This is a genomic window from Seonamhaeicola sp., from assembly GCF_028281565.1.
GTDB lineage: Bacteria > Bacteroidota > Bacteroidia > Flavobacteriales > Flavobacteriaceae > Seonamhaeicola.
Genome location: NZ_JANQJQ010000043.1, coordinates 202,654 through 226,420, shown reverse-complemented (window position 1 = coordinate 226,420; position 23,767 = coordinate 202,654). Strand labels below are relative to the sequence as shown.

At 36.7% G+C, this 23,767-nt stretch carries 13 protein-coding genes; all 13 read right to left on the bottom strand.

Annotation, left to right across the window (positions count from 1 at the left end):
- Window positions 1-531: 531 nt before the first annotated feature.
- The 13 genes from Q0983_RS18330 to Q0983_RS18270 all read right to left on the bottom strand — a co-directional run bounded on the left by Q0983_RS18330 (window position 532) and on the right by Q0983_RS18270 (window position 23,683).
- Window positions 532-2,796 (bottom strand): prolyl oligopeptidase family serine peptidase, encoded by a 2,265-nt coding sequence (locus Q0983_RS18330; RefSeq protein WP_299556335.1) that lies wholly within the window; start codon window positions 2,794-2,796, stop codon window positions 532-534.
- Window positions 2,797-2,868: 72 nt separating this feature from the next.
- Window positions 2,869-4,602: a DUF885 family protein gene (locus Q0983_RS18325; protein ID WP_299556334.1), complete on the bottom strand. Its 1,734-nt coding sequence runs from the start codon at window positions 4,600-4,602 to the stop codon at window positions 2,869-2,871.
- Window positions 4,603-4,728: 126 nt separating this feature from the next.
- On the bottom strand, window positions 4,729-5,658 hold the full coding sequence (locus Q0983_RS18320; RefSeq protein ID WP_299556333.1) for a dihydrodipicolinate synthase family protein: 930 nt from the start codon (window positions 5,656-5,658) through the stop codon (window positions 4,729-4,731).
- 435 nt (window positions 5,659-6,093) lie between these two features.
- Window positions 6,094-7,680: a glycoside hydrolase family 43 protein gene (locus Q0983_RS18315; protein ID WP_299556332.1), complete on the bottom strand. Its 1,587-nt coding sequence runs from the start codon at window positions 7,678-7,680 to the stop codon at window positions 6,094-6,096.
- Window positions 7,680-9,227 (bottom strand): sugar porter family MFS transporter, encoded by a 1,548-nt coding sequence (locus tag Q0983_RS18310; protein WP_299556331.1) that lies wholly within the window; start codon window positions 9,225-9,227, stop codon window positions 7,680-7,682. The genes Q0983_RS18315 and Q0983_RS18310 overlap by 1 nt, the downstream gene beginning before the upstream one ends.
- A gap of 17 nt (window positions 9,228-9,244) precedes the next feature.
- Complete coding sequence (xylE, locus tag Q0983_RS18305) at window positions 9,245-10,669, bottom strand: D-xylose transporter XylE (RefSeq protein WP_299556330.1); 1,425 nt, start codon at window positions 10,667-10,669, stop codon at window positions 9,245-9,247.
- Window positions 10,670-10,743: 74 nt separating this feature from the next.
- Window positions 10,744-12,132, bottom strand: coding sequence for a sialate O-acetylesterase (locus Q0983_RS18300; protein WP_299556329.1), 1,389 nt, complete (start codon window positions 12,130-12,132; stop codon window positions 10,744-10,746).
- Window positions 12,133-12,143: 11 nt separating this feature from the next.
- Entirely contained in the window at window positions 12,144-13,868 is a 1,725-nt protein-coding gene (locus Q0983_RS18295) for a family 43 glycosylhydrolase (protein WP_299556328.1), read from the bottom strand.
- Window positions 13,869-13,912: 44 nt separating this feature from the next.
- A complete protein-coding gene (locus Q0983_RS18290; protein WP_299556327.1) occupies window positions 13,913-15,580 on the bottom strand; it encodes a glucoamylase family protein in 1,668 nt (555 codons plus the stop codon).
- A gap of 16 nt (window positions 15,581-15,596) precedes the next feature.
- Window positions 15,597-17,627 carry a glucoamylase family protein gene (locus Q0983_RS18285; protein ID WP_299556326.1) on the bottom strand — a complete coding sequence of 677 codons (2,031 nt, stop codon included), beginning with the start codon at window positions 17,625-17,627 and terminating at the stop codon, window positions 15,597-15,599.
- A gap of 143 nt (window positions 17,628-17,770) precedes the next feature.
- Window positions 17,771-19,057: a LamG-like jellyroll fold domain-containing protein gene (locus tag Q0983_RS18280; protein ID WP_299556325.1), complete on the bottom strand. Its 1,287-nt coding sequence runs from the start codon at window positions 19,055-19,057 to the stop codon at window positions 17,771-17,773.
- Window positions 19,058-19,182: 125 nt separating this feature from the next.
- Window positions 19,183-20,685 carry a RagB/SusD family nutrient uptake outer membrane protein gene (locus Q0983_RS18275; RefSeq protein ID WP_299556324.1) on the bottom strand — a complete coding sequence of 501 codons (1,503 nt, stop codon included), beginning with the start codon at window positions 20,683-20,685 and terminating at the stop codon, window positions 19,183-19,185.
- A gap of 10 nt (window positions 20,686-20,695) precedes the next feature.
- Window positions 20,696-23,683 carry a TonB-dependent receptor gene (locus Q0983_RS18270; protein WP_299556323.1) on the bottom strand — a complete coding sequence of 996 codons (2,988 nt, stop codon included), beginning with the start codon at window positions 23,681-23,683 and terminating at the stop codon, window positions 20,696-20,698.
- Window positions 23,684-23,767 lie beyond the last annotated feature (84 nt).

Here is a 23,767-nt window from a genome sequence, read left to right as displayed (position 1 = left end):
AGCCTGTCTTATTTCACTCCTAACAGGTAAATATTAATCGTTGTTTATAGTCGTCTATATAATTTTTTGTAACAAACCTCCATTCAGTTTTTGTAATCGAACCAAGGATTTTCTAATCTTATTCCCTATTTGGAATGAATTACCTTAAAAAATTAAAATGTTCTATCCGGGTGAAAGGAGCTAAATTTAAGAACACTTTTTTATCAGATATATTTTCGGAAACTATTTTACCGGTGACAGGTACCAAACGCTACTTTTGTTTCACTAAATTATGTGAAAAAATCATGTCTGAAACAATAAGAAAGCGTTAAGTGTTTAATTACAGGTAACGAGCCTGCAGATATACAGCTGCTATTTATGCTGCAAGAGAAATAAAGTGGCTAAATGTAATATAACCCGCATCGATTTAAGATGCACCTTCTGAAAATTTAGACTTATCCATAACGGTAACCTGACACCCTTTTCTTTATGAAGATTAATAAGCAGACGATAAACCAATAATACCTCCACCTATAAGAATGACGTCTTTGCTCATTTACTATTTAAACTAAAATCCCAAATAGGCTTTTCGCCCAAAAGGTGCTCAACAAAATAATTCCAACGTTTTTTTATGAAATAATCCCGGTGTTTCCCAACATATCCATGACGTTGGCTAGGGAGGATAAGCAAATCAAACTCTTTGTCTGCATTTATTAAAGCTTCTGCAAATTTAAAGGTAGCCGAGGGGTTTACATTATCATCCAACCCGCCATGGACCAAAAGTAACTTTCCCTTTAAGTTTTTGGCATTGGTTATATTTGAAACATTCTCATAGGTTTCATCAATTGGCCAACCCTGATACATTTCCGGCCACCAAGCCTTTTCCATTCTAAAATCATGATCTCCCGAACTGGCTACCCCAACTTTATAAAAGTCCGGGAAAGCGGTCATAGCTCTTCCAGTATCATATCCCCCTGCAGAATGCCCAAATATACCTACCCTATCAATATCAATCCAGCTGTTTTTTTCACCTAAATGTTTAATTGCTAAAACATGGTCTTCCAAATTATTTCCCATGTTTTTATAAGAATGATTATGAAACGCTTTTGAACGGCCTGAAGACCCCAACCCGTCAACCTGCATCACAATAAAACCAAGCTCGGATAAGCTCTGATTGTAAAATGCCACATCAAAAGATTTTGGAAAACGCTGGGTATGTGGCCCCGTATAAGTAGCATCTATTATGGGGTAGGAGTTTGAAGCGTTAAAGTTTGAAGGTTTCCAAATAGCACCATAAATGGTCGTTTTTCCATCTTTGGCTATGAGTTGAAAAGGCTCTGGCGCCAACCACCCTTTTTCTTCTACTTCTGACGCATCAGCCTCTGTTAGATGTACCAAAATCTCACCGTTCTTTGATGCCCTTAAAACTGTTTTAGTAGGGACATTGACTGCAGAAAAATTATCCACAAAATAAGCACCGTCCTTTGAAAACGATACCTGGTGATGCAGCTTCTCTGAAGTAAGCAACGTTGTTTTTCCTTTTAAAGTAACTTTGTACAACTGCTGATGGTATGGATTGTTTTCCTCCTCTTTTCCCGAAGCCAGAAAGTAAACTATACCATCATCTTCATCAATATGACTAATATCGTTTATGTAATAATTCCCGTTGGTGAGTGGTATGATCTCTTCTGTTTTTAAGTCTAAACTATAAAGTTGTCGCCACCCACTTCTTTCCGAGAGAAATATAATTTTCTCTTTGTCTTTGATAGTCCAAAATCTAAAGTTATCAACATTGGTATCACTTATTTCCTGAATTAAAGTGCGCTCTGTAGCCGTATTTAAATCAACTTCTTTAACAAATTCGTTTTTAAAACCACGGGGTCTGTAATTTGCTAAAATAACTCCAGATTTATCTGTCCATTGTATAGAAACCGAATTGATATGCGTGTTTTTAGGAAGTTGAGTTTTTACCTCCTGCTTTTTTTCAATATTATAAAATACAGGTTTTACATGCACCATTGTAGTATCTCCCGGTGAACCACGATAATAGGACAATAATTTTGGTTTATACAGGGAATCAATACTCCAATCCAGTAAATACATTTTTTCAGCATTTTGCAAATCTATCAGATTTGTTGCCAGCCATTTTGAATCCTGGGACCAATTGACAGAAAAATGTTTTGGACGTTCACCTCTTTCGCCTTCCATTTTATCGTACCAACCATAGTAACTGGCATATTCATAATTCTTTTTTCCATCAAAACTTAATTGATGTACTTCACTTGTTACTGTAGATTTTATAAAAAGATTGTAGTCTTTGGTATAAGCAATCCATTTACCGTTTGGTGATTTTATTTCAAATTTTTTGGCATCTGCCTTTTTTTCTTCTTCTCTTAATTGAATTTGATAAGACTCTAAAAGCAGTGTAAATTGTTTTCCAAAAGTGTTGAAAACCAATGTTCTTTCATTTTCGTATTCAATATTAGAAAGCTTCAAATTATTCGGTTCAACTTCTTTATCTAAAAAATCAGCTAAAGCATTTGCTAATTTTTCATGATTGAACAAGGAAACTACTTTTAAGTTATTAAATTTTACTTCCTTATAGACTTTTCCTCTTTTTGAATAATCAATAAACCAAAAGCCTTTACCATTTTCAAACCAATTAGCCTTTGTGTTAAGATTAAAAACTGCTTTGTTGTAGATGTTCCCATGAGTAAAACTCACGGCTCTATTATAATCTTCTAAAGTTAAGTTTTGGGCATTTCCTGTAGAAATGACTAAACACAAAGCACCTATTAAGCAACTTATATATTTCATCTATTTTTTTTAATAAGCGGGAAACAGTGAGCATAAAGATTCTTTTGGTCATCAATACAAACAAAAGTATTTTCACTCATTCTTTGCTCGCCGTATATATTTATTGATTCTTTTTTCTAAAATTGGCAGGGTAACGGTACCATGTTCCAAAATAATTTCATGAAACTGGCGAATATCAAATTTCTGTCCTAATTCCTGTTCGGCTTTTTTACGAAGCTCTCTAATTTTTAATTCGCCCATTTTGTAAGACAAAGCTTGGCCTGGCCATGCAATATAACGGTCTGTTTCGGTGTTTATCTCCAAAATTGACAACGCCGTATTTGAGGCCATATATTCCACTACCTGTTCCCTTGTCCACCCTTTGGCATGAATACCAGTATCGACCACCAAACGGCAAGCACGCCACATTTCGTAAGTGAGCTTTCCGAATTGTTCGTATGGCGTAGTGTACATGCCCATTTCGTCAGCTAAAAACTCAGAATATAGCCCCCAACCTTCACCGTAAGCCGATAGATACAATTTTTTTCTGAATTTTGGAATGCTATCCCCCAACTCATTATTCAAACTACCCTGTAAATGGTGACCGGGGACTGCTTCATGAACAGTTAACGCCGGTAAAGTATACAACTTTCTGCTAGGCAAATCGTAAGTATTAACCCAATAGTAGCCCGGCTCGGTACTGTTTTTTGAAGTGCCCACATAACGGCCACCGGTATACTTAGGTGCAATAGCATCAGGTACGGGAGCTACACCATAAGGTTTCCTTGGTAAAGTTTTAAAAAATTTTGGTAATTGCTCATCGGCACGCTTTGCCATATCCCGGGCAATCATCAATAACTCATTTGGACTTTTGGCATAAAACTGTTCATCGGTTCTTAAAAACTGTAAAAAGTCTGCAAAGCTTCCTTCAAACTTTAAGGATTTAATGATTTTTTGCATTTCTGCTTTTATCCGAGCTACTTCTTTTAAACCAATATGATGAATATCATCAGCAGTATATTTAGTACTTGTTGTATAATAATTGATTCTATTTTGATAAAAAGTTTTACCATTAGGTAAATTTAATGCCCCTAAACTGGTCCTGGTTTTTGGAAGATACTCCGTTTCAAAAAAGTCTTTTATTCTTTTGAATTGAGGTATTACCACATTTTCAATCGTTTTTTTAGCTATCATTAACACCGAGTCTTTTTGGGTCTCGGTTAAAGCTTCAGGTAAGTTTTTAAATGGTGAATAATAATAACTGTCTTTATAATCTTCAACAATGTGGTCCTCATAGGTAGATTCATAACCATTAAAGACTACCCTGGATTGTGATATGCCTTTTTCCAAACCTTCCCGTAAATTAATAACATGTTGATCTACAAACCCCGGAATAGCATTTAACTTATTTAAGTATGTTTTTACCTGATCATAATTCATTAAGGGTTTAACATTATAAGTCAAATTGATATGAAAACCGGCATCTGAAAGCAACGGATTTAAGTAACATTCAAATTTGTAAAAGTCAATTTTATCTTGAAGAATAAACTCTAAAAGTTCTACCGAAATACGTTCGGTTTCACTTAAACCAGAAGTGTCTATTTTTGATAGATCTTTTAACTTTATCTCTGCAAACTCTGCTTCAGCTTTATAATAAGCTTTAGTATATAGCCCTAACGGAAACTGTTCTTCATCATACCCTTTGTGGCTTTGGTAGCTATCAATGATATTTTGTAAAGCATTTGAAGCGGAGTTGGTTTCTTTTTCTTTATCACAACCATATAACAAACAGATAATTATGATGCTCTTGAAATAACGATAATTCATCTTAAATATCAGGCTTTAAGTTTTTATTTGACTTACTTTCTAAATTTCTTATGCTAAGTTAGTGTTACTTACATATAAATACCACTCCGGTATCTACAGTGCCTATTTGAACAATACAAAAACATTTTAAACTAAGGCACTAAGGTTTTTATACTCGGGTAATGTCGGTCTTGTTTTTAGACCTTCCTCAATGATACTAATAATTCTTGCACGTTCCTCACCTTCTAATACCAACCTTGGAGCTCTAACATACTCTGATCCTATCTTTGTATATACAGATGCCATTTTTATATACTGTACCAATTTAGGGTGTATATCTAATTCTAACAATGGCATAAACCATCTGTAAATATTTAAAGCCTCCTGATATCTTCCCACTTTTGTAAGCTCATAAATTGCAACTGTTTCAGCAGGAAATGCATCAACTAACCCTGCCACCCAGCCATCTGCTCCCAGGCATAGACTTTCAAAAGCCAATGTATCGACTCCGCATAATACCGCTAACCTATCACCAAATCTATTTTTAATTCGAATCACATTAGTTGTATCTCTTGTTGATTCTTTTACAGCCTGTATGTTTGAACAAGTATCGATAAGCGCTTCGAACATATCTAAAGTAACGAATAACTTATAGTCAATAGGGTTGTTATAAATCATTATGGGCAGAGTTGTACTTTTAGCTACCGCTTTAAAATATGTTACCATTTCCTCATCAGTGGCACTATAGCGCATAGGAGGTAAAATCATTATTCCTGAAGCACCGTCTTCCTCTGCTATTCTAGCCAATTCTATTGCTTCTTTTGTTGTTTGTGCCGCTATGTTCATGACAACGGGAACCTTACCATCTACAAACTCAACAGTTACTCTGGTTAATAAACGTAATTCATCTATGGACAAAGTACTTGCTTCCCCTAAAGTACCTCCTAAAACAAGTCCATGTATACCCGCATCTAATTGAGCTTGAACATTAACCTTAAACAATTCTAAATCCAGTTCATCATTCTCTGTGAACTGTGTTGTTATTGCAGGCATTACACCCTTCCATTGAATATTCATATTATCAATTTTTAGATTCGTAAAATTAGCGGAGTTATCTTAATTTTAACAGTGCTTTTTTACTCAAAAATAAGACTATATTATCCTCATGAACCGTTTAACCCGGATATACAATATTATTTGCGTACTTGTGAATCTGGAAGTTGATATAATGAATGCCTTACCGAAACCTAAGAAAAACACCCCTTAATTTTCAAAAAGATTTAGGAATATCCTTCCTGGAAGACTTCATTTGCTTGAAGAAATATGAATAAGTTTAATTTTACAACGAGAAGGTTCTTTAATATTAGAGATACTGATAACTATTAACTGAAAGTATTTCAGTGACCACGGTAGGATTAACTATATAAAAAGCGAAAGATTTCTCCACTTTAAACTATACATAATTGCTATAAAAGAAACTGTATATTTCGAAAAGTCAAACGCAACTAACTTTTACTTCTTAATTTCCTTATACTCAAACCAATCAAAATCGGCGTGCAGTGAATTACCCTTCAAGTCTTGGCAACACAATCCAACAAAGGCGCCAGTGAAAGCCGGTCTATATTTATCATTCCCGTTTTGAATGTAATCGTCCGATAGGATACTCATATCTAATGTGTCACCAATTGGATGAAAAGCAACTTCATCAATACTGTAATAAAACTGCAAATCTTCACTTGAAATGATTCCTTTTAAAAATATCCTTTCCTTTCCGGAAATGACAACTTCTTCTTCCTGCACAGATACCTTAAAATTATCACTTGAAATTACCGACAAAGTTTTATCCGTATCATTTCTTGTAATAGCCAAATAGTGAAAGTGCCCAGTATTGTAATAAAACACCAAACCAGCCAATTGTTTAAAAACTTTAGGTTCAAATTCCACACACGTTGTTACCTCAGCTTTAAAATGCTGAATACGCCTGGCAATAAGGGACTGGGAATGGGTAGATGCCAAAGATTCTTTGCCTTTAAGCCTTAAATACCCCGGCCTTTCAGTTAGGGATAACCAATTCTGGTCCACTGGAATGCGCAACGATTGAAAACAAGGGTTTAAAACTTGAGAATCAAAATCGTCTTTTTCCAACAAATACTCAAATTTATACTCTGGGAGTCTAGACATTGGGATATTAGTTCTTGGTTGTTTGCCACCATTCTTTAAATACGGCCAACCATCCTTCCAAACTAATTCTTCTATGGCAGTTTCTCTTCCCAAGGTACATCTTCCTCTTTTACTAAGTGGCCTTCCCACCAAAAAAACCATGTACCAATCTTCATTCTGGGTTTTAACAAATGAGGCATGCCCTGCCTTTTGAAGATTATTTTCCGGGTAATCTTTAGATGTCAGTACAGGGTTGTCTGGATGCTCCTTATAAGGGCCGTTGACAGTCTTTGCCCTAAAAACAGACACTGCATGATTGTACTCCGTTCCTCCTTCCGCAACGACTAAATAATAATATTCCTTATGTTTGTATATATGGGGACCTTCAGTCGAGCCTAAATAAGTTCCTTTTGTAAGCAGTACTTCATTATCAACGAGCCTCTTATTTATTTTATCGTATTCTTGTAACAAAATGCCATTAAAAGGAGGTGTTTTTCTATAATCGGCGCGCATGCTTAAATAATATGTTCTTCCTTTTTCATGAAAGAACGAGCCGTCGAAACCATTGGAATTCAAATACACCGGTTTAGACCATTCCCCTTTAATATCTTCGGTTGTTATGACGTAATTAGGGGTATCCATCCATCCGCCGTCAAAAGATTTTACGTTGGAATACACTAAATAAAAAGTTCCATTATCATAACTTAGGCAAGGTGCCCAAACACCGCAAGAATCCGGAACACCTTTTAAATCCAATTGATCTAACCTGTTTAAAGGTCGCGCAATAACTTGCCAATGCTTTAAATCTTTTGAATGATGGATCTGTACACCAGGAAACCATTCAAAAGTAGAGGTGGCAATATAATAATCATCCCCAACCCTACAGATTGAGGGGTCTGGGTTAAACCCTTTTAATATTGGATTCTGAATATATTCCATTAGCTTTTCACAAATTCGTTTTCTATCTCCTCCAGGGACTTACCTTTTGTTTCGGGCATAATCTTGAGCAATATTAAAAAGCCAATTACAGCCAATATGCCAAAAATGAAAAAGGTTAATGCACTACCTATTTTAGCCAATTCATAAGGAAAGATGAATTGTACAAACCAACTTACCAAGGAATTTACGAAAGCCACCACTGAAATAGCCAAACCTCGAATCCAATTGGGAAACAATTCAGCTAACAACACCCACATAACGGGCCCTAAAGAAATAGCGAAGCTCGCCACAAACCCTAATATTCCAATTAGTACTAAAATCGGATTCATGTGAATTGCTGCTTTCAAAATATCTCCTTCGTGTTTAGCATACATTTGCTCACCAAGTGCCAGTTTTAAATCGTTTTTAAAATCAACATCATTATCATACTTGTTATCAATGATATTTGACAATTTGTATAATTCAATCTCAGGCGCCAACATAGAAATCCTATCTTGGTCCAATTCAAAAGTAGCTTTACCAAAACCATAGGCAGAAATGCACATGCTTACGGCTACCCCTGCGACACCAATAAGCATTAATGGCCGTCGTCCTAGCCTATCAATTAAATACATGGCAATGACCGTAAATACTATATTTATAATACCTACCCAAATTGCCTGAGCAAAGGCCGCATTAGAGCCTATTCCAGATTGTTCAAAAATAGTAGTGGCATAAAAATATACCACATTTACACCGGTAATTTGCTGTAAAATGCCAATGACAAATCCTAATGTTAGTACAAATGCTAACCCAGGATTGAACAAGCTTTTTAAATTTACCCTTTTTGCTTCCTTATTATCTTTTAGACTTTCTTTGATTAATACCACTTCTTCAAACGCTCTCATGTCTCCATAAATACGCCTTAATATATCCCTGGCCTGAGTTTCTTCATTTTTTAACAATAACCAACGGGGGCTTTTTGGTACTAAAAGCAATAAGAAGAAATATATGACTGCCGGTACTAATTCAATTCCCAACATCCATCGCCATGCTGTTTCTTCATTAATAAAATTTGACGCTTCTATTTGTTGCAAAAAAAAGTAATTACAAAAATAAGCAGCCGAAAAGCCTATAACAATATTCAAGTTCTGAATGGTGACCAATTTGCCACGGCTTTCTGCGGGAGAAACCTCGGCTATATATACGGGAGCTAAAATCAAAGCAGCTCCAAAAGCAGCTCCACCAACCATTCTTGCCAAGACTAAAATTTCATAACTGGATGCCAGAGCGGATAACAGTGCTGACAGGGAGTAAAGAACCGCAACTATTAACAACACCTTTTTTCTCCCCAGATAATCGCTCAATCTACCTGAAACCAACATAGCGAACATTGCTGAAAAAGATGGTGAACTTACAACCCAACCCAGTTGCAAGTCAGTCAGATTGAATTCAGGTTTTATGAACTTTATTACACCTGAAATTACCGAGGCATCAAATCCGAAAAGGAAACCACCAATGGATACTACAGAGGCTATAAAGATTATTTTTTTAGGTAATGAATTCATTATAAAAACATCTTATTCTATTTGTTATCCCAAAGTCCCTCCATTTCTTCCAAAGTTTTTCCTTTGGTCTCTGGTACATATTTCCAAACTATAATAGTTGCTATTACCGCCATGACCCCATAAACCCAATAGGCAAAACCATGATTAAACTTCTCTAGTAGGTATGTGTTTTTATCCATCATTGGGAAAGTCCAGGATATTAAATAGTTTGATATCCATTGCACGGCAACAGCTACTGCCATGGCCTTACCCCTAATCTTATTAGGAAATATTTCAGATAGCAATACCCAAACCACAGGGCCCCAACTCAAAGCGAAACTGGCCACATAAACCAACATACATATCAAAGCAAATGTACCTATGGATTGACTGAAAAATGCACCTCCCAACGCAAACATAGCTACAGCCATACCAAGAGCACCTACAATCATCAATGGTTTCCTCCCAAATTTATCCACTGTAGTAATGGCCAGTATGGTAAACAATAGATTTATAGACCCGACAATAATGGTTTGTAATAATGCCGTATCGGTTCCAGACCCCATGCTTTTAAATATTTCCGGAGCGTAGTATAGCACTACATTGATTCCAACGAACTGTTGAAACATGGATAAAAGTATGCCAATAACAATGACTGTAACACCATGGGAAAATAATTTCCCAGAACGTTTTTCCATTGTGTTTTGAATATCTATTAATATCTTTTTAGCTTCAACAAGCCCATTTACTTTGTTTAAGACCCTTAAAGCCTTTTCTGGTTGAGACCTAAGCATCAATGACCTTGGTGTGTCGGGAACAAAGAACAGCATGATCAAAAATAATCCTGCCGGAATGGTTTCTGAGGCAAACATCCAACGCCAACCGATAGTATTCAGCCAAGTATCATTGCCTTGTTTGGCTATAAAGTAGTTTACGAAATAAACAACAAGCATTCCGAATATAATGGCGAATTGATTCATAGACACCAACATACCTCTACTTTTGGCTGGTGCTATTTCAGCAATATAAAGTGGCGAAAGCATGGAAGCCAGGCCTACGCCTATACCTCCTATTATTCTATATACTATAAAAATATAGATATAGCTATGGTCGGCCTGTCCTATCTCCTTTATAAACATTTCAGGCATTGCCGACCCCAGGGCTGACAACAAAAACAAAAACGCCGCCAAAACGAGCCCTTTTTTTCTTCCAAACTTTTTACTAATTATACCACCCGAAAGACCTCCAATGACACATCCTATCAAGGCACTTGAAACCACCAGTCCCAACCTTGAATTTGCCGATAGCTCATCCAGACCAAATGGTATAATGAAAAATTGCTCCAAGGAGCTTACTGTTCCAGAAATGACCGCTGTGTCATATCCAAATAACAGCCCTCCTAAGGTGGCCACTAATGTTAGTTTTAAAAGGTATCTTTTATTAGTTTTATTAGGTATTTTCATTAATTGGATTTGGAATTAAAGATGATTTTTGAAAGTGCTACTTCTAAATTTACTATCTTAACTTTTGCATTTAATTATTCCGTTTTAAACGCAGATGCTGGCAGCCCATATGTATTAAATAAACTAGCTTCGGCTATATTAGAATATGCATACCTTATAAACTGTGGGGCTCTTACTTTAGGACTACACAGTAATATTTCATTTTTTTTAATTTTTGCCCTTGCTGGATAATATTTTTTATCTGCTCCTGCAATCTCAAAACCCATGAGCTTTTCACCTTTTGCTATTAATCCTTCTTCTGCAAATTTGAACTGTACTATAATCTTATTTCCCGTTACATTTGCTGAATGATATACAGGCCCTGAAGGCACAACATCTTTAAATCCGTAAGTTTTGGAGATTGCCCATAATGAAAGTCTTCTGGCTACTTCTTTTTTGTTTCTTGGATGGATATCCTTTAAATCACCAATATCGTTGGTTACCACCATGCCTGTATTAGGAATATTCTTCATTGCGAATAATTGAGCATCTCTAATAATTTCAGATCGCTGCTTCGGATCCCAATACGTAAATGGTGCGATTTGAACGAAATAAAAAGGTAGGTCTCCTCCAAAATGTTGCCTCCAAGATTTTATTAAAAGCGGAAAGGATTTGTAATAAGACTCGGCATTTAGAACATTAGATTCCCCTTGATACCAGATAATCCCTCTAAACCTAAAACCCTTAAGTGGAAAAATCATGGAATTAAATAGCACACCGGGTTTTTCAGGAGCATATACTTCTTCAGGCAACTTTTTAGATTCTGCCAATAAATACTCATTATTTAATGTTAATGATGCTTCTATCCAAGGTTCTATTGGCGTACCTCCCCAGGCGGCTTGAATTAAGCCTACTGGCCCTTTGAGCTTTTTATGAATTTCTTTGCCAAAAAGGTATCCAACGGCACTAAAATCATTCACCGTTTTCGGAGAACATACTACCCATTCTCCTTTTACGTCGTTCAAGGGGTACTTTGATTGTTGATTTTTAATCTTGAAAAAACGTATTTCCGGATAATTGGCTGTTTTTCTTTCTTCTTCAGAATCATCATATCCCAAATTACCGTTCCATTCCATATTGGATTGACCGGATGCCAACCACACCTCGCCGAAAAGAATATTCTCAATTACCAATTGTTCGTGTCCACTTACGGTAATTGTTTGTTTCTTTTTCGAATTGGTAGTAGTAACCAAAATTTTCCAATTGCCTTGATGCACCTTTGTTGAAATAGGAGTTTCCAGCCATGAGCAATTTATGGTAATTGTCTCGTCTGGTACCGTCGACCAACCCCAAATTTTCACGGTATCATTTTTTTGAAGCACCATATTATCCGAGATAATAGATGGCGTCCAAATACTGGCATTACTGTAAACAGTAAAATGTAAACTTATTAATAGCTGTAAGTTGAAAATAGCGTATTTCATCTTATCAAAACTTAATTAAATACTACCGTTCTGTTTTTCACAAGACCATTTTCATTAAAGGCATCCAACCTGAAGCAATAATCCTGATTGGCATTTAATGATCGTATTGTAACCGTATTTTTACCATATACCTTATACGAATGGTAAAGTTTATCTTTGGAAATACCATATTGAATGATATAACCATCGGCATTCTTGGACTCATCCCATGTCAACAATACTTCTCTCCTATCATTTTGATTCCTTATAGCTTCAATATTCTTGGGCATGTTGGGCAACGGCCCCATTCCTTTTCCAAAAACTCTTAAATCGGATAATGCAAAATTGCCATCGGGCACATAATAGCTGGTCAGCCTAATATATCTTGCCTTTACTGGGTTTTCGAGTTGAATATAATCATGGGGCGTATCTAGCATATGGTTTTCTTTATTTATAAGTGACACCCAATTTGCCCCATTTTTCGAGTACTCCAAAACGTACTGATAATAAATATTTTCATCACGTTTAAACAATTGGGTGCCGTGGTCATAAAAATTAACCTGAATAGCCGATATGTCACATTCTTCTAACAAATCAATACTATACCATTCGCCTTTGTCACCCGAAACGGCACTCCAATACGTTCTGACATTTTCATCTACTGCATTTTTAACTGGCAACGAATCTATTTGTGAAGATGCTGACACTTCTTTGTTATAAGATAGGAGCATCCAATTTGTATTCAATTCTTTTACATCAGAAACTTTTTTATTTGGAATATAAAAAGGCGTGTCACCAAATCCGGTATCGGTAACTAGGTTACCTTCGCCGTCAAAATATGTTGGGAATAGCCCCAATCTTCTTTCAAACCAATCTTTTACATAAACGGTCATAGTACCCATATGCCAATAGTTGCCATACCTGTCCTTAAACGTACTTCCATGCCCCGCCCCATTTATAAACCCTTCAGGTTTATATGAAAACGGGTTGTTTTTTGCATAGGTAAACGGCCCCAAGGGCGAGCCTCCCTCATAAACACCATCTGCATAACTTTTAAACTCAGTACCAGGGCCGGCATACTGCAAATAATATTTGCCTTCGTGCTTGGTCATCCAGGGGCCTTCTATCCAAGGTGCCCTATCGATTTCATTATAATCCCCAGGGCGTTCCCAGCCATGTACTTTAAAATTCTGAGCAATACAATCAATGGAATCACTTATTGGATCAAAAGTGATTGGATCTAATTCGATGCCTCTAATGGGGTCCCTATTGGAACATCCCCAATACATATATAATCTTTCATCGTCATCTTGAAAAAATGCCGGATCCCAAACATCAAATGGCATGGCGTTTCTAACCTGGGTCCACTGTCCTGATTTAGGATTCCCAGATTTATATATAGCATTTTCTAGTCTGTCTCGTGAAGAGGCCAAAAAGAAAATCGTATCTCGCATTGTAATAACAGTAGGAGCATATTGCTCAGTTGGAATTTGATCGGTCTCTACAAATTCCCAATCCACCAAATCTGATGAGTACCAGTAACCTCCAGACTTAGAAGCGAACAGGTAATATTCATCCTGAAAGGTTACCACACTAGGATCGGCCGCTTCACGGCGTGAGGCACCATCTGGCATAAAGCGATAACTTAGGTTCAGGGGGTTGCAAATAGAGTTTCTACAGGAATCATTTTTTCCATTCTCAACATTTTTTGAAAAACAGCCCGTGACAATTATTGCTATACATGCAAGAACTATCATTTTTTTAATATGTATCAATCTCATCAAAATTTATAATATGTTAATTAATCGTAATAAAATCCAAGTCGCTTCAAACCATCATTTATTTCAGGGTTTGACATAAACAAGTCCCATAGCAATCCTGTCCTGTAATTCTCTATCATAATTATAATAGGGCCTTGATCGATTGCCAAATACCCATCGGCCACCCAATTTTCAGTTGGATTAATAGCATCGAAAAAGCCGTATTCACCCCACAGGCGATTTCCTAATTTGTAATAAAAGAACCGGATGGCATCCATGGAATAGTCAGGAGTATAAATTATGGACGAAATAGCAGCTGTAGGGGTAATAACACCAGTATCTGCATTAGGGGCATGATTGCCATAACCTTTTCCTCCATTAATATGACTGTCACTTGAAGTCAATCCCCAAAAATTCTGACCATATCCTGTATAATTTTTCGGGTTGTCTATACAATAAGCCCTATTTATTAGCGCATGTGTTTTTCCTTGTTCCCAGTAATCGGCGTACTTGTCTTTTAATCCTTTTGGATTAATTCCCAAAAAGCTATACTGGCTCATAAACAATGGTCCCCCATAACTCCCTTTGGTGTGCGACAATGGTAATGTATAACCATAATACTCCTCACCACTTTTATGTGCTCCTTGTCTAGCCCAACCTTCATGATATACAATTGGATCTATACTATAGAAAGGACATGAAGCTGCTAGGATATAAGTTATCATAGATTCATGATAACCCGAAATAGGAAGGTTAATTTTATATTCATATTGCGGCGACCAATGCCAATAAATGACATTTTCCTTTCCTGATTTCGTAAAAAAATTCCACTCAACAGCTTCCCACATTCTGTTTATTTTGGTGTACAACTCCTTTTCTTTCTTGTCGTTCTGGTTTAAATATTGTCGAACTGTCAGCAGTCCTACTGCCATATAAGATGATTCCGAAAGGTCTGCCCCATTATCCTCTTTACCCCAAAATGAGATTACTTCTCCGGTAGTCCCGTTCATCCAATGGGGCCACGCCCCATGAAATTTTGGGACTTTTTTATCTAAAAAATCGACTATTTTTTGAATTCTCTCTATCCCCTCTTCTCTGGTAATAAACCCTCTTTCTATGGCAACAATAATGGCCATTAGACCAAACCCAGTACCTCCAGAGGTAACTATTTCTCCATCCCTGTTGTAATTATTGTTTCGCTCACGTGCCATACCGCTAACCGGATGCCCATAATCCCAGAAATATTTAAAGGTTTGTTTTTGAATTTTTGTTAATAATGCCTCATCTGAAATGATTGGAAACTTATTTCCATCACCCGCCTGCGTACAAAGTTTAATCTCAAAAGGAAAACCATTTTTGGTAAGCTTACCAGAAACATACAATTTGTAAGTTGCCAATTCTTGCAGTTCAAATGAAGGCTTTAAAAATACTAACCCTTCTTTCTTATCTAATGAGATTTCAAGTGCTATGGATTGCAAGTAATTTCCCAAGTGCGTTTTGGTTAAAAAAATGTTGTTTTTTAATGCATCTAAATCGAAAGTCTTAACATTAAACAACTCTATTTTAGGCATAATACTGATGTCATCAATTGAATCATAGCCAGTCACCTGATTTAAATTAATCTGAATTCCAAATGCCTTGCTTTCTTGAGCGTTTGCTTGAGATGCAAAAAATAGAAAGACTAATATTTTTATATACGAAAATCTCATTTGTATTTTTGTTCTGTTAATAGGTAAACCCTAGTTTATCTAATCCATTACTTACTTCAGGGCAGGACATAAACAAGTCCCATAATAATCCTGTTCTATGATTTTCTATCATTATAATTATTGGGCCTTGATCTATACCTAAGTGGCCATCGGACACCCAATTCTCAGTTGGATTTATGGCGTCATAGAAACCGTAATCACTCCACAAACGATCTCCTAAAACATAGTAGAAATACTTGAGGGCGTCCATAGAATATTCAGGAGTATATGGCATAGATGATATGGCAGCCGTAGGTGTAATAACCCCTAAGTCGTTATCAGGTGCATGCGCGGAATAACCTAAATGGTTATCGCTCGCTGTTAGTCCCCAAAAGTCTTTATTGTAACCAATAAACCCTTTCGGGTTATCAATGCAGTATGCTCTATTAATAGATGTGTGGATCATGCCTTGATCCCAATAGTTAGCATATTGATCTTGTAAATTCCGAGGATCTAAACCTAAATAGGAATAATGACTAAAAAATAATGGCCCTCCATGATTACCGGCTATATTTTTTAACGGAAGTGTATAACCATAGTATGCTTCATTACTAATCATATTCCCGCTTTGTGCAAACCCTTTTTCATACACCTCTTTGGCGATTGAATGAGTTGGAGAAGACGCCGCCATGATATAGGTAATAAGCGTTTCGTTATACCCAGTTAATTGTAAATTGATATCCCAGCCGTAGTCAGGTGACCAATGCCAATACAGCACATCTTCTGCACCATTCTTGGTATACCAGTCCCATTCCATCTCATTCCAAAACGTATTGATTTGACTTATGGCTGCCGCATGCTCCGTTTCATTGTCTCTTTTTAAATACTCACGTATGGTTAGCAACCCCACAATCAAATAAGTGCTTTCTGAAATATCCCCTCCATTATCTTTTTCGTTACCGGCAAAGGGAATGACTTCTGCCGTATCTCCTGTAATCCAATGTGGCCACATACCATGAAACCTAGGTACCTCATCTTTAAGGTAATCTATAATCTTCTTTATACGTTCAATACCTTCAGCCTTGGTAATAAATCCTCTTTCAATGCCAACAATAATTGCCATTAAACCAAAACCTGTTGCCCCAGTAGTTATAACATTATCATGAAAATTATTGCTCCTTTCCCTAATCATGCCACTATTCGGGTGGGCAAAGTCCCAAAAATATTTAAAGGTTTGACTTTGTACCAGGGTAAGCAGTGCCTCATCTGAAATTTCTGGAAATTTAAAAGCCTCATCCACCTTGGTATAAAAAAGCGTTTCATTCCCTTCGAAATCATTGCCGTTAATCGATTTCAACTGACTTGAAATATTCACAACATAGCCTGTTAAGTAATTTAAATCCTGAGACGGTTTGACCTGATAGACTTTATTACTCTCATTATATAGCACTTCAATTTCAATAGAGCTTCCATTCTTTTCTGATAAAGTCATATAATTCTCTATATCTGAAATATCCATGTCATGAGAAAATGACAACTTGATATTTGGTTGAAAGCCTATTTCTTGAATATTCCCAGGGTTTTCAAGTACCGAAACATCATCTATAGTAAATAATTCAATTTCTAAAGGCTCCAATAAGGTTTGGAACAGGGTTTCAAGCCCACTAAAAGTCTCTCCTTCCGCACCTAACAAAGTACTGGATATTGAAATTTTATAGGTAGCGTTTTCACTCAAGATGGCCATCGGGGAAAGCACTACCGATTTGTTATTGTTTAGAAAAGCGTAATCTACTGGAACTGTATTGGAATTACTGTCAAAAAGCGTAATATGACTCTCTATATTGGAAGTACTGACCACTCTAGAAAATGAAATTGTTAAAGACTGATCCAGTGCAATATTGTCATTCCAAGAATCTAAACTAAGATTCTGATTACCGACCCTTATAGATTGAACAACAATTTCCACAACAGGCTCTGGCGCAGGTGTTTCATTGTTACTGCTACAGTTGAAAAAAGTCAATAGAAGTGCACCAAACAATACCATTACGGGTATGTTCCCAATTCTCATTTTTTAAAATATTATGATTAAAAATTTAACTCGAAGTCATTATGCAAAGGGGGTAAAGCTTTTACCCCTTCTACATAATATCTAAAACAACTTAAACTAAATAAACTAACTCAATTTTTTATAATCCTATAGTTATTCTTGTATTAGGGTTTTTCATTGTTATAAACCAATAAAACATCTTCGGGTGAAAGTGCCACATTCCATATTCTGAAATCATCCAATAAACCTTTGAACGTATTGGTTGCGGTTGCGTAGTCAATCCAAACAGTAGCTTTATTAGCTGGTGAACCACCAAATCCAAACGCTAAACCTGCATCTAAACCAGAAGGAGAGTCACCATCCCAAACCCCTATATCTTGATACTGAATATCTATAAAACCACTTACATCAGACCTAAGGTTTCTTTTTATTATTAAGGTACCATCTACATAAAAACTTTGATGGGAAGTACTGGCGTCAAATGTCATCACAATTTGATGCCATTCCCCATCTGCTATTAAATCTGGCATAGAACCTTGATAATCCTGAATAAACTCATGTACCGGCCAACCTGCACTACCTAATTCACCCGTTATAGCAAACCAAGATGTATGATTATTATCATCAGTGGTAACAACGTGTGATGTTCGATAATCTATGGCCATATTTGGATTAATATGCATATGATATCCTCGTTCAGCTGCAAGCCCAAAAACATATCGACTCACATCATAATCTGCGGGATCAATCTTAAACCAAGTAGCAATGGTTATACTTGGTGAAATAAAGGCATCATTAGCTTCAAAAGCCACGACATCTCCGTTACCTGCTTCTGTTGCTCCGCCGAAACTTGCTGCGCCATTGGCATTGCCAAATCTATCCGTATCATAGCCTACTTGTTCATATGCGGTCACAAAATTCCCTATACTAGGGGTTACTTTCTTATCAAAGCGCCACCAGGCTACTAAATTATTAGATTGTGGAAAGGGGTCATATGCCTTTTCAATTGCCTTAAAAAATCTAGCCGTTGAGGTCAATGCCGTGCCTGAAGAAGAGGTTATGCCGTTCTCAAAATTGATATCATAAATAAAACCTTGATCTAAATCTGAAACAGGATCCATTACAATGCTATTACCTGAAACGATTAAATTTGTTGCAACCTCTACGCCGTTTAAAGATAATTTCAAACTTGTACTGGAAACAGAATTTACGTCTACCGCATCGGATAGCTCTATCGTTATTGTAGCATTTAGTGGAACTTCTACCGCTCCAGTCGCTGCATTTAAGTCGAGCGTAACGGCTTGATTTGTATTGATATCTGTTCCTTCTGCACTTATACTGGTTATAATTAAACCTACCGAGTTAGAATCTTCGCTACAATTAAGAAGCGTTAAACTTGTAATCAAAAGCGCAAAAACACTTTTTATGTTGTTTTTAAATATTGTTTTCATGTGTTTATATTTATTGTTTTTAAATGGTCACATGTAACCTTTGATGTTAAAAATAATTATTAGCACACAGCGGAATGATTATTTTTAACATGTCGGTTTCATTGGTATTTTTTTTAGTTAACTAATTAGTAGCCATTATTTTGGGTTATCACTCCCCCACTAACTTCAATTTCCGCATCTGGAATAGGAAATACTTCGTGCACTCCTTGGACAAACCCTAAAGGCCCTAACACTGTGGCTGTTCTACCCGTTCTCACCAAATCCCAGAAACGTATCCCTTCATGGGCTAATTCATATTTTCTTTCATCGTAAATGGCATTACGCAATTCTGTTTGATCTGTGGTAGTAATTTCTGGTAATACAGCATTATTACCTCCCCTTGCTCTGGCCCTAACCATTTCTAAATAAGGCAATGCCTGGGCCGATTTACCATTTTCATTCAAAGCCTCAGCTGCCATCAATAGCACGTCTGCATAGCGAATAATTCTTCTATTGTATGCCCAAACAGCATTATCATCTATATCGGCTACCCAATATTTTTCCATATAAGTCTCAATTTCAATAATTGTGGTTCCTGAAGCATCGTAAGTTATATCGGGTGTGTTGGCTTCGTTACCTACAACGTATCCATCTTTAACTTCTCCCGGATAAAGTATTGAAGCCTCTTTTCTTGGATCATCATTAGACCAATCTTGTATAAAGTTGTATGTAGGTCTTCCAAAGCCCCAACCTCTTCCCGGAGATCCTACGGTGGTTGCCAACTGATAACCAGGTTCTCCATTTCTTAAATCTCCAAAAGCTGCGGAATTTAATGCACCTACTTCAAAAATAGATTCTATTCCAAATTCGCTTTCTGGTGTCCAAATATTGCCAAATACCGGTTCTAAATCGTACTCCCCAGAATTGATTACCTCCAATGCATACTTTTCTGCATTTGCAAAATCCCCTACAAAAAGAGATAATTTTGCATGTAATGATCTTGCAGCTCCCTTAGTGGCTCTTCCCATGTCTACACTATCATATCCCGATTTTTCCGGGAGATTAGCTATGGCATATTCCAGATCAGGGAAAATAACATCATCCCAAATAGTAGCTGCAGCTGTTCTGGGTAAAGCCGTTGCGCTCACCTCTGTAGTTAATTTTAATGGTACATCTCCCCAGATTCTTACTAGATTGGAATAATAATAAGCTCTTAAATACCTAGCCTCTCCAATGATTCTGGATTTTAAATCTTCATCCATAGCGATATTAGGCACCTCATTGATCACAAAATTAGCTCGTCTAACAGCTTCATATAACGAACTCCACCAACCAAGAATCAAACCATCGTTTGTAGGTATTCCTGCGTCATATGAATCGAACAAATCCAAAACTTGAGTATCGCCTGGTCTTGAACCTTTGGAAATATCATCAGCCGCTATATCCAAAAACGGGAAACCACCGTTAATCTGCCAAATTCTGAGCATATGATATACACCATTTACTGCTGCGATTGCATCAGCTTCGGAAGACGGGAATGTCCCTTCTGTTAGCGAGCCAAGTGGTGCTCTATCCAAAAAATCTTTTTCACATGATAAAATTGTTGTTAAACATAGTATTACCGTAATTATATATTTTATATTTTTCATAGTTTAAATTTTAGAATGTAACATTTACTCCAACGGTGTATACTTTCGTAACAGGGTATATCCCTTGGTCTAACACACCATCTACAGCGTTATTCGCCCCAATCTCTGGTGAGTATCCCGAATAATCTGTAATTGTAAATAGATTATTCCCTCTAACATATATTCTTGCCGTACCAATTTTTAGCTTATCCGATAGCAGCTCTGGCAATGAATAACTCAACTCTAAAGTTCTCAATCTTAAGAAAGAAGCATCTTCCACAAAATAATCAGAAGCATTATAATTAACTCCTAAGCTAGATGCTCTTGGGTGTTCGTTAGTAGAACCTTCTCCTGTCCAACGATTTAAAAAGCTGGATTCAAAGTTTTCAAAATTAAATCTGAACAGTTTTTTTGCATTGAAAATCTCATTTCCATATTGACCATCAAAAACAAATGATAATCTGACGTTTTTATAACCCACTGAACCATTAAAACCATATACAAAATCTGGTATGGATTGGCCTATCTCTGTTTGGTCTGCTGTAGTTAGCATAACATCGCCATTAACGTCTTCATAAATAAAGTCTCCTACGCCTTGAGCTGCGAGTCTAGGAAATTGTGATAATTCTGCTGTATTCTGAAAAACACCAGCTACTTTGTATCCGTATAAGAAACCAATGGATTGGCCCACCCTGGTTCTTGACAATTGATACCCTCCAGCTACCAATCTTCCGCCAATGATTTCATCACTGGCTCCAATACCTTCTCCTAAATCAAGAACTTCGTTATCTATTTTGGAAGCATTAAAACCTATCTCATAATTAAAATCTCCTTTCGTTTCTCTCCAATTTACACCTAACTCAATACCTTTATTTTCTACTGAAGCCGTATTAAAGAAAATTGTATTTGTAAATCCGATACCCTCTGTACCAAGAGGTGCTAGAGGCACTAAAATCCCATCGGTTGTTTTTTCGTAATAATCTACTTGTCCTGATAATTTCCCGTTAAAAAAACCGAAATCCAAACCAAAATTTAACTGTTCTGTTTCTTCCCATTTAAGGTTAGGGTTTCCGGCATTACTGAAAGCAGCTCCATTTTGGTAAGTCTCCGAAGTTCCAAAAACAGCACCTATACCGTTCGATATCGTTGAGTATGCCGCCAAATCATTGACTTTATCATTACCGACAATTCCCCAACTTCCTCTCAATTTTAAGCTTGAAATAAAGTTTGCGTTTTGTAAAAAGGGTTCCTTATCAATATTCCATCCTGCGGCTACCGATGGAAATGTTCCCCATTTATTGTTCGGAAATTTTGAAGACCCATCCCTTCTTATTGTGGCTGTCAACAAATATTTCGAATCAAAGGAATAATTAGCTCTTGCGAAAAATGATAACTGGGAGTTTTGTGCACCTCCACTACTTACGGACTCAGGAAGTACGTCACCCGCACTTAAATACCATAAATTTTCATCATCAGACAATAAATCCTGCGCTGAACCTGACCAAAACTCAGATTCGGTTAACTGAGAAGTGAAACCCAACAACCCCGAAACATTATGCTTTCCAAGTTCTTTATTATATGCAAGCGTGTTTTCAACAATAGTTTGTGTTCTCTCCGAATTACCTACAGACAACAAACTGTTTAAATTCTCTTGTTGGTCTGAAATGGAAAATGCCGGCGTAAAGCTTCTGAATTTAGCAAATAAGATATCCTTTTGTAAACTGGTCTTTAAAGTAAAATCCTTTAAGAACTTCAATTCTATATAAACATTGGCCACAGACCTTAATTCTTTTCCTTCCCTATTGTTGTTGGCCAAAGTTGCAAATACATTTGAACTTCCTAAATTAGGAGCAAAAGAACCGTCTGGATTATAAGGCTCATTAACCGGCCATGCCCTATACACTGCTTGCACCAATCCTTCACTTATTCCTGGATTATTCCCTGTTTCATTCTCAGAAGCAGCTATGGAAAAGTTTAGTCCAATCTTTAAGTTCTTATTTAGATTATACACGGTATTTAATCTTGCTGTAACCCTTTCAACTCCGGACTCAGGCACGATGCCTTCCTGCGAATAATACCCCGCACCAACATAATAATTTATGTCATTTGAAGCACCGCTAAAAGACGCATTAATATTTTGTATTGGCGCGAGATCTTGGAAAAGTAGGTCCTGCCAATCTACATTTGGAAGTGCGTCTACATTATTATATGTTCTTGGATTAATTTCGTTTACAAAGGCACCAAACTCTTGACCATTCATTAAATCAATTTTATTGGCAACGGATTCAAAACTGCTCTCCACCGTAATATTGAAACGTGGCTTCCCTTCCTTTCCTTGTTTTGTAGTAACTATTATAACACCATTAGAACCCCTAGAACCGAATATAGCTGTAGCTGAAGCATCCTTCAATACTTCCATAGATTCGATATCATTAGCATTCAAAAAATCCAATGAAATTCCTTCCTGTAAAATAACACCGTCTACAACGTAGGTAGGATTGTTATTGTTAACCGTAGTCACACCACGAACACGAACCACTGGTGCACTCCCCGGTGCACCTGAAGCACTCAATACTTGTACCCCTGAAAGCCTACCTTGCAGTGCCTGTAATGGATTTGAACTACTTGATACCTTTAGTAAATCTTCCGACTTCACAGAGCCAACAGAACCTGTTAAGTCACTCTTTTTCTGGCTTCCATATCCAATAACAACAACTTCATCAATCTGACTCAAATTCTCCTGCAACTCTATTTTATAGGTAGTATCATTGGTCACGATAATTTCTTTGGTTTCAAAACCAATATAGCTTATTACCAATGTATCTCCCACCGATGCTTCCAATGTAAACCCTCCATCAAAATCTGATTGCACTCCCTTTGTTGTCCCCTTAATAACTATAGAGGCTCCAGGAAGCGGACTTTTGTCCGGAGAGGTAATTGTACCGTTTATTGTCTGTTGGGCTACTAAATCATGTACCCCAAACAAACAAAATAGAATTAGTAATAGTTTAATTTTCATATTTAATTAGTTTAGAATTAATGGTTCGATAAAATTAATTCAATTAGATATGTAGTGATATCTTAAAAATACAAAATGAACTTT

Bases quoted from the DNA above. Each gene is read 5' to 3' on its own strand.
- Q0983_RS18290 (WP_299556327.1), bottom strand. From the start codon at position 15,580: ATGAGATTTTCGTATATAAAAATATTAGTCTTTCTATTTTTTGCATCT.
- Q0983_RS18285 (WP_299556326.1), bottom strand. From the start codon at position 17,627: ATGAGAATTGGGAACATACCCGTAATGGTATTGTTTGGTGCACTTCTA.
- Q0983_RS18315 (WP_299556332.1), bottom strand. From the start codon at position 7,680: ATGGAATATATTCAGAATCCAATATTAAAAGGGTTTAACCCAGACCCC.
- Q0983_RS18325 (WP_299556334.1), bottom strand. From the start codon at position 4,602: ATGAATTATCGTTATTTCAAGAGCATCATAATTATCTGTTTGTTATAT.
- Q0983_RS18275 (WP_299556324.1), bottom strand. From the start codon at position 20,685: ATGAAAAATATAAAATATATAATTACGGTAATACTATGTTTAACAACA.
- Q0983_RS18280 (WP_299556325.1), bottom strand. From the start codon at position 19,057: ATGAAAACAATATTTAAAAACAACATAAAAAGTGTTTTTGCGCTTTTG.
- Q0983_RS18330 (WP_299556335.1), bottom strand. From the start codon at position 2,796: ATGAAATATATAAGTTGCTTAATAGGTGCTTTGTGTTTAGTCATTTCT.
- Q0983_RS18300 (WP_299556329.1), bottom strand. From the start codon at position 12,132: ATGAAATACGCTATTTTCAACTTACAGCTATTAATAAGTTTACATTTT.
- Q0983_RS18310 (WP_299556331.1), bottom strand. From the start codon at position 9,227: ATGAATTCATTACCTAAAAAAATAATCTTTATAGCCTCTGTAGTATCC.
- xylE (WP_299556330.1), bottom strand. From the start codon at position 10,669: ATGAAAATACCTAATAAAACTAATAAAAGATACCTTTTAAAACTAACA.
- Q0983_RS18320 (WP_299556333.1), bottom strand. From the start codon at position 5,658: ATGAATATTCAATGGAAGGGTGTAATGCCTGCAATAACAACACAGTTC.
- Q0983_RS18295 (WP_299556328.1), bottom strand. From the start codon at position 13,868: ATGATAGTTCTTGCATGTATAGCAATAATTGTCACGGGCTGTTTTTCA.
- Q0983_RS18270 (WP_299556323.1), bottom strand. From the start codon at position 23,683: ATGAAAATTAAACTATTACTAATTCTATTTTGTTTGTTTGGGGTACAT.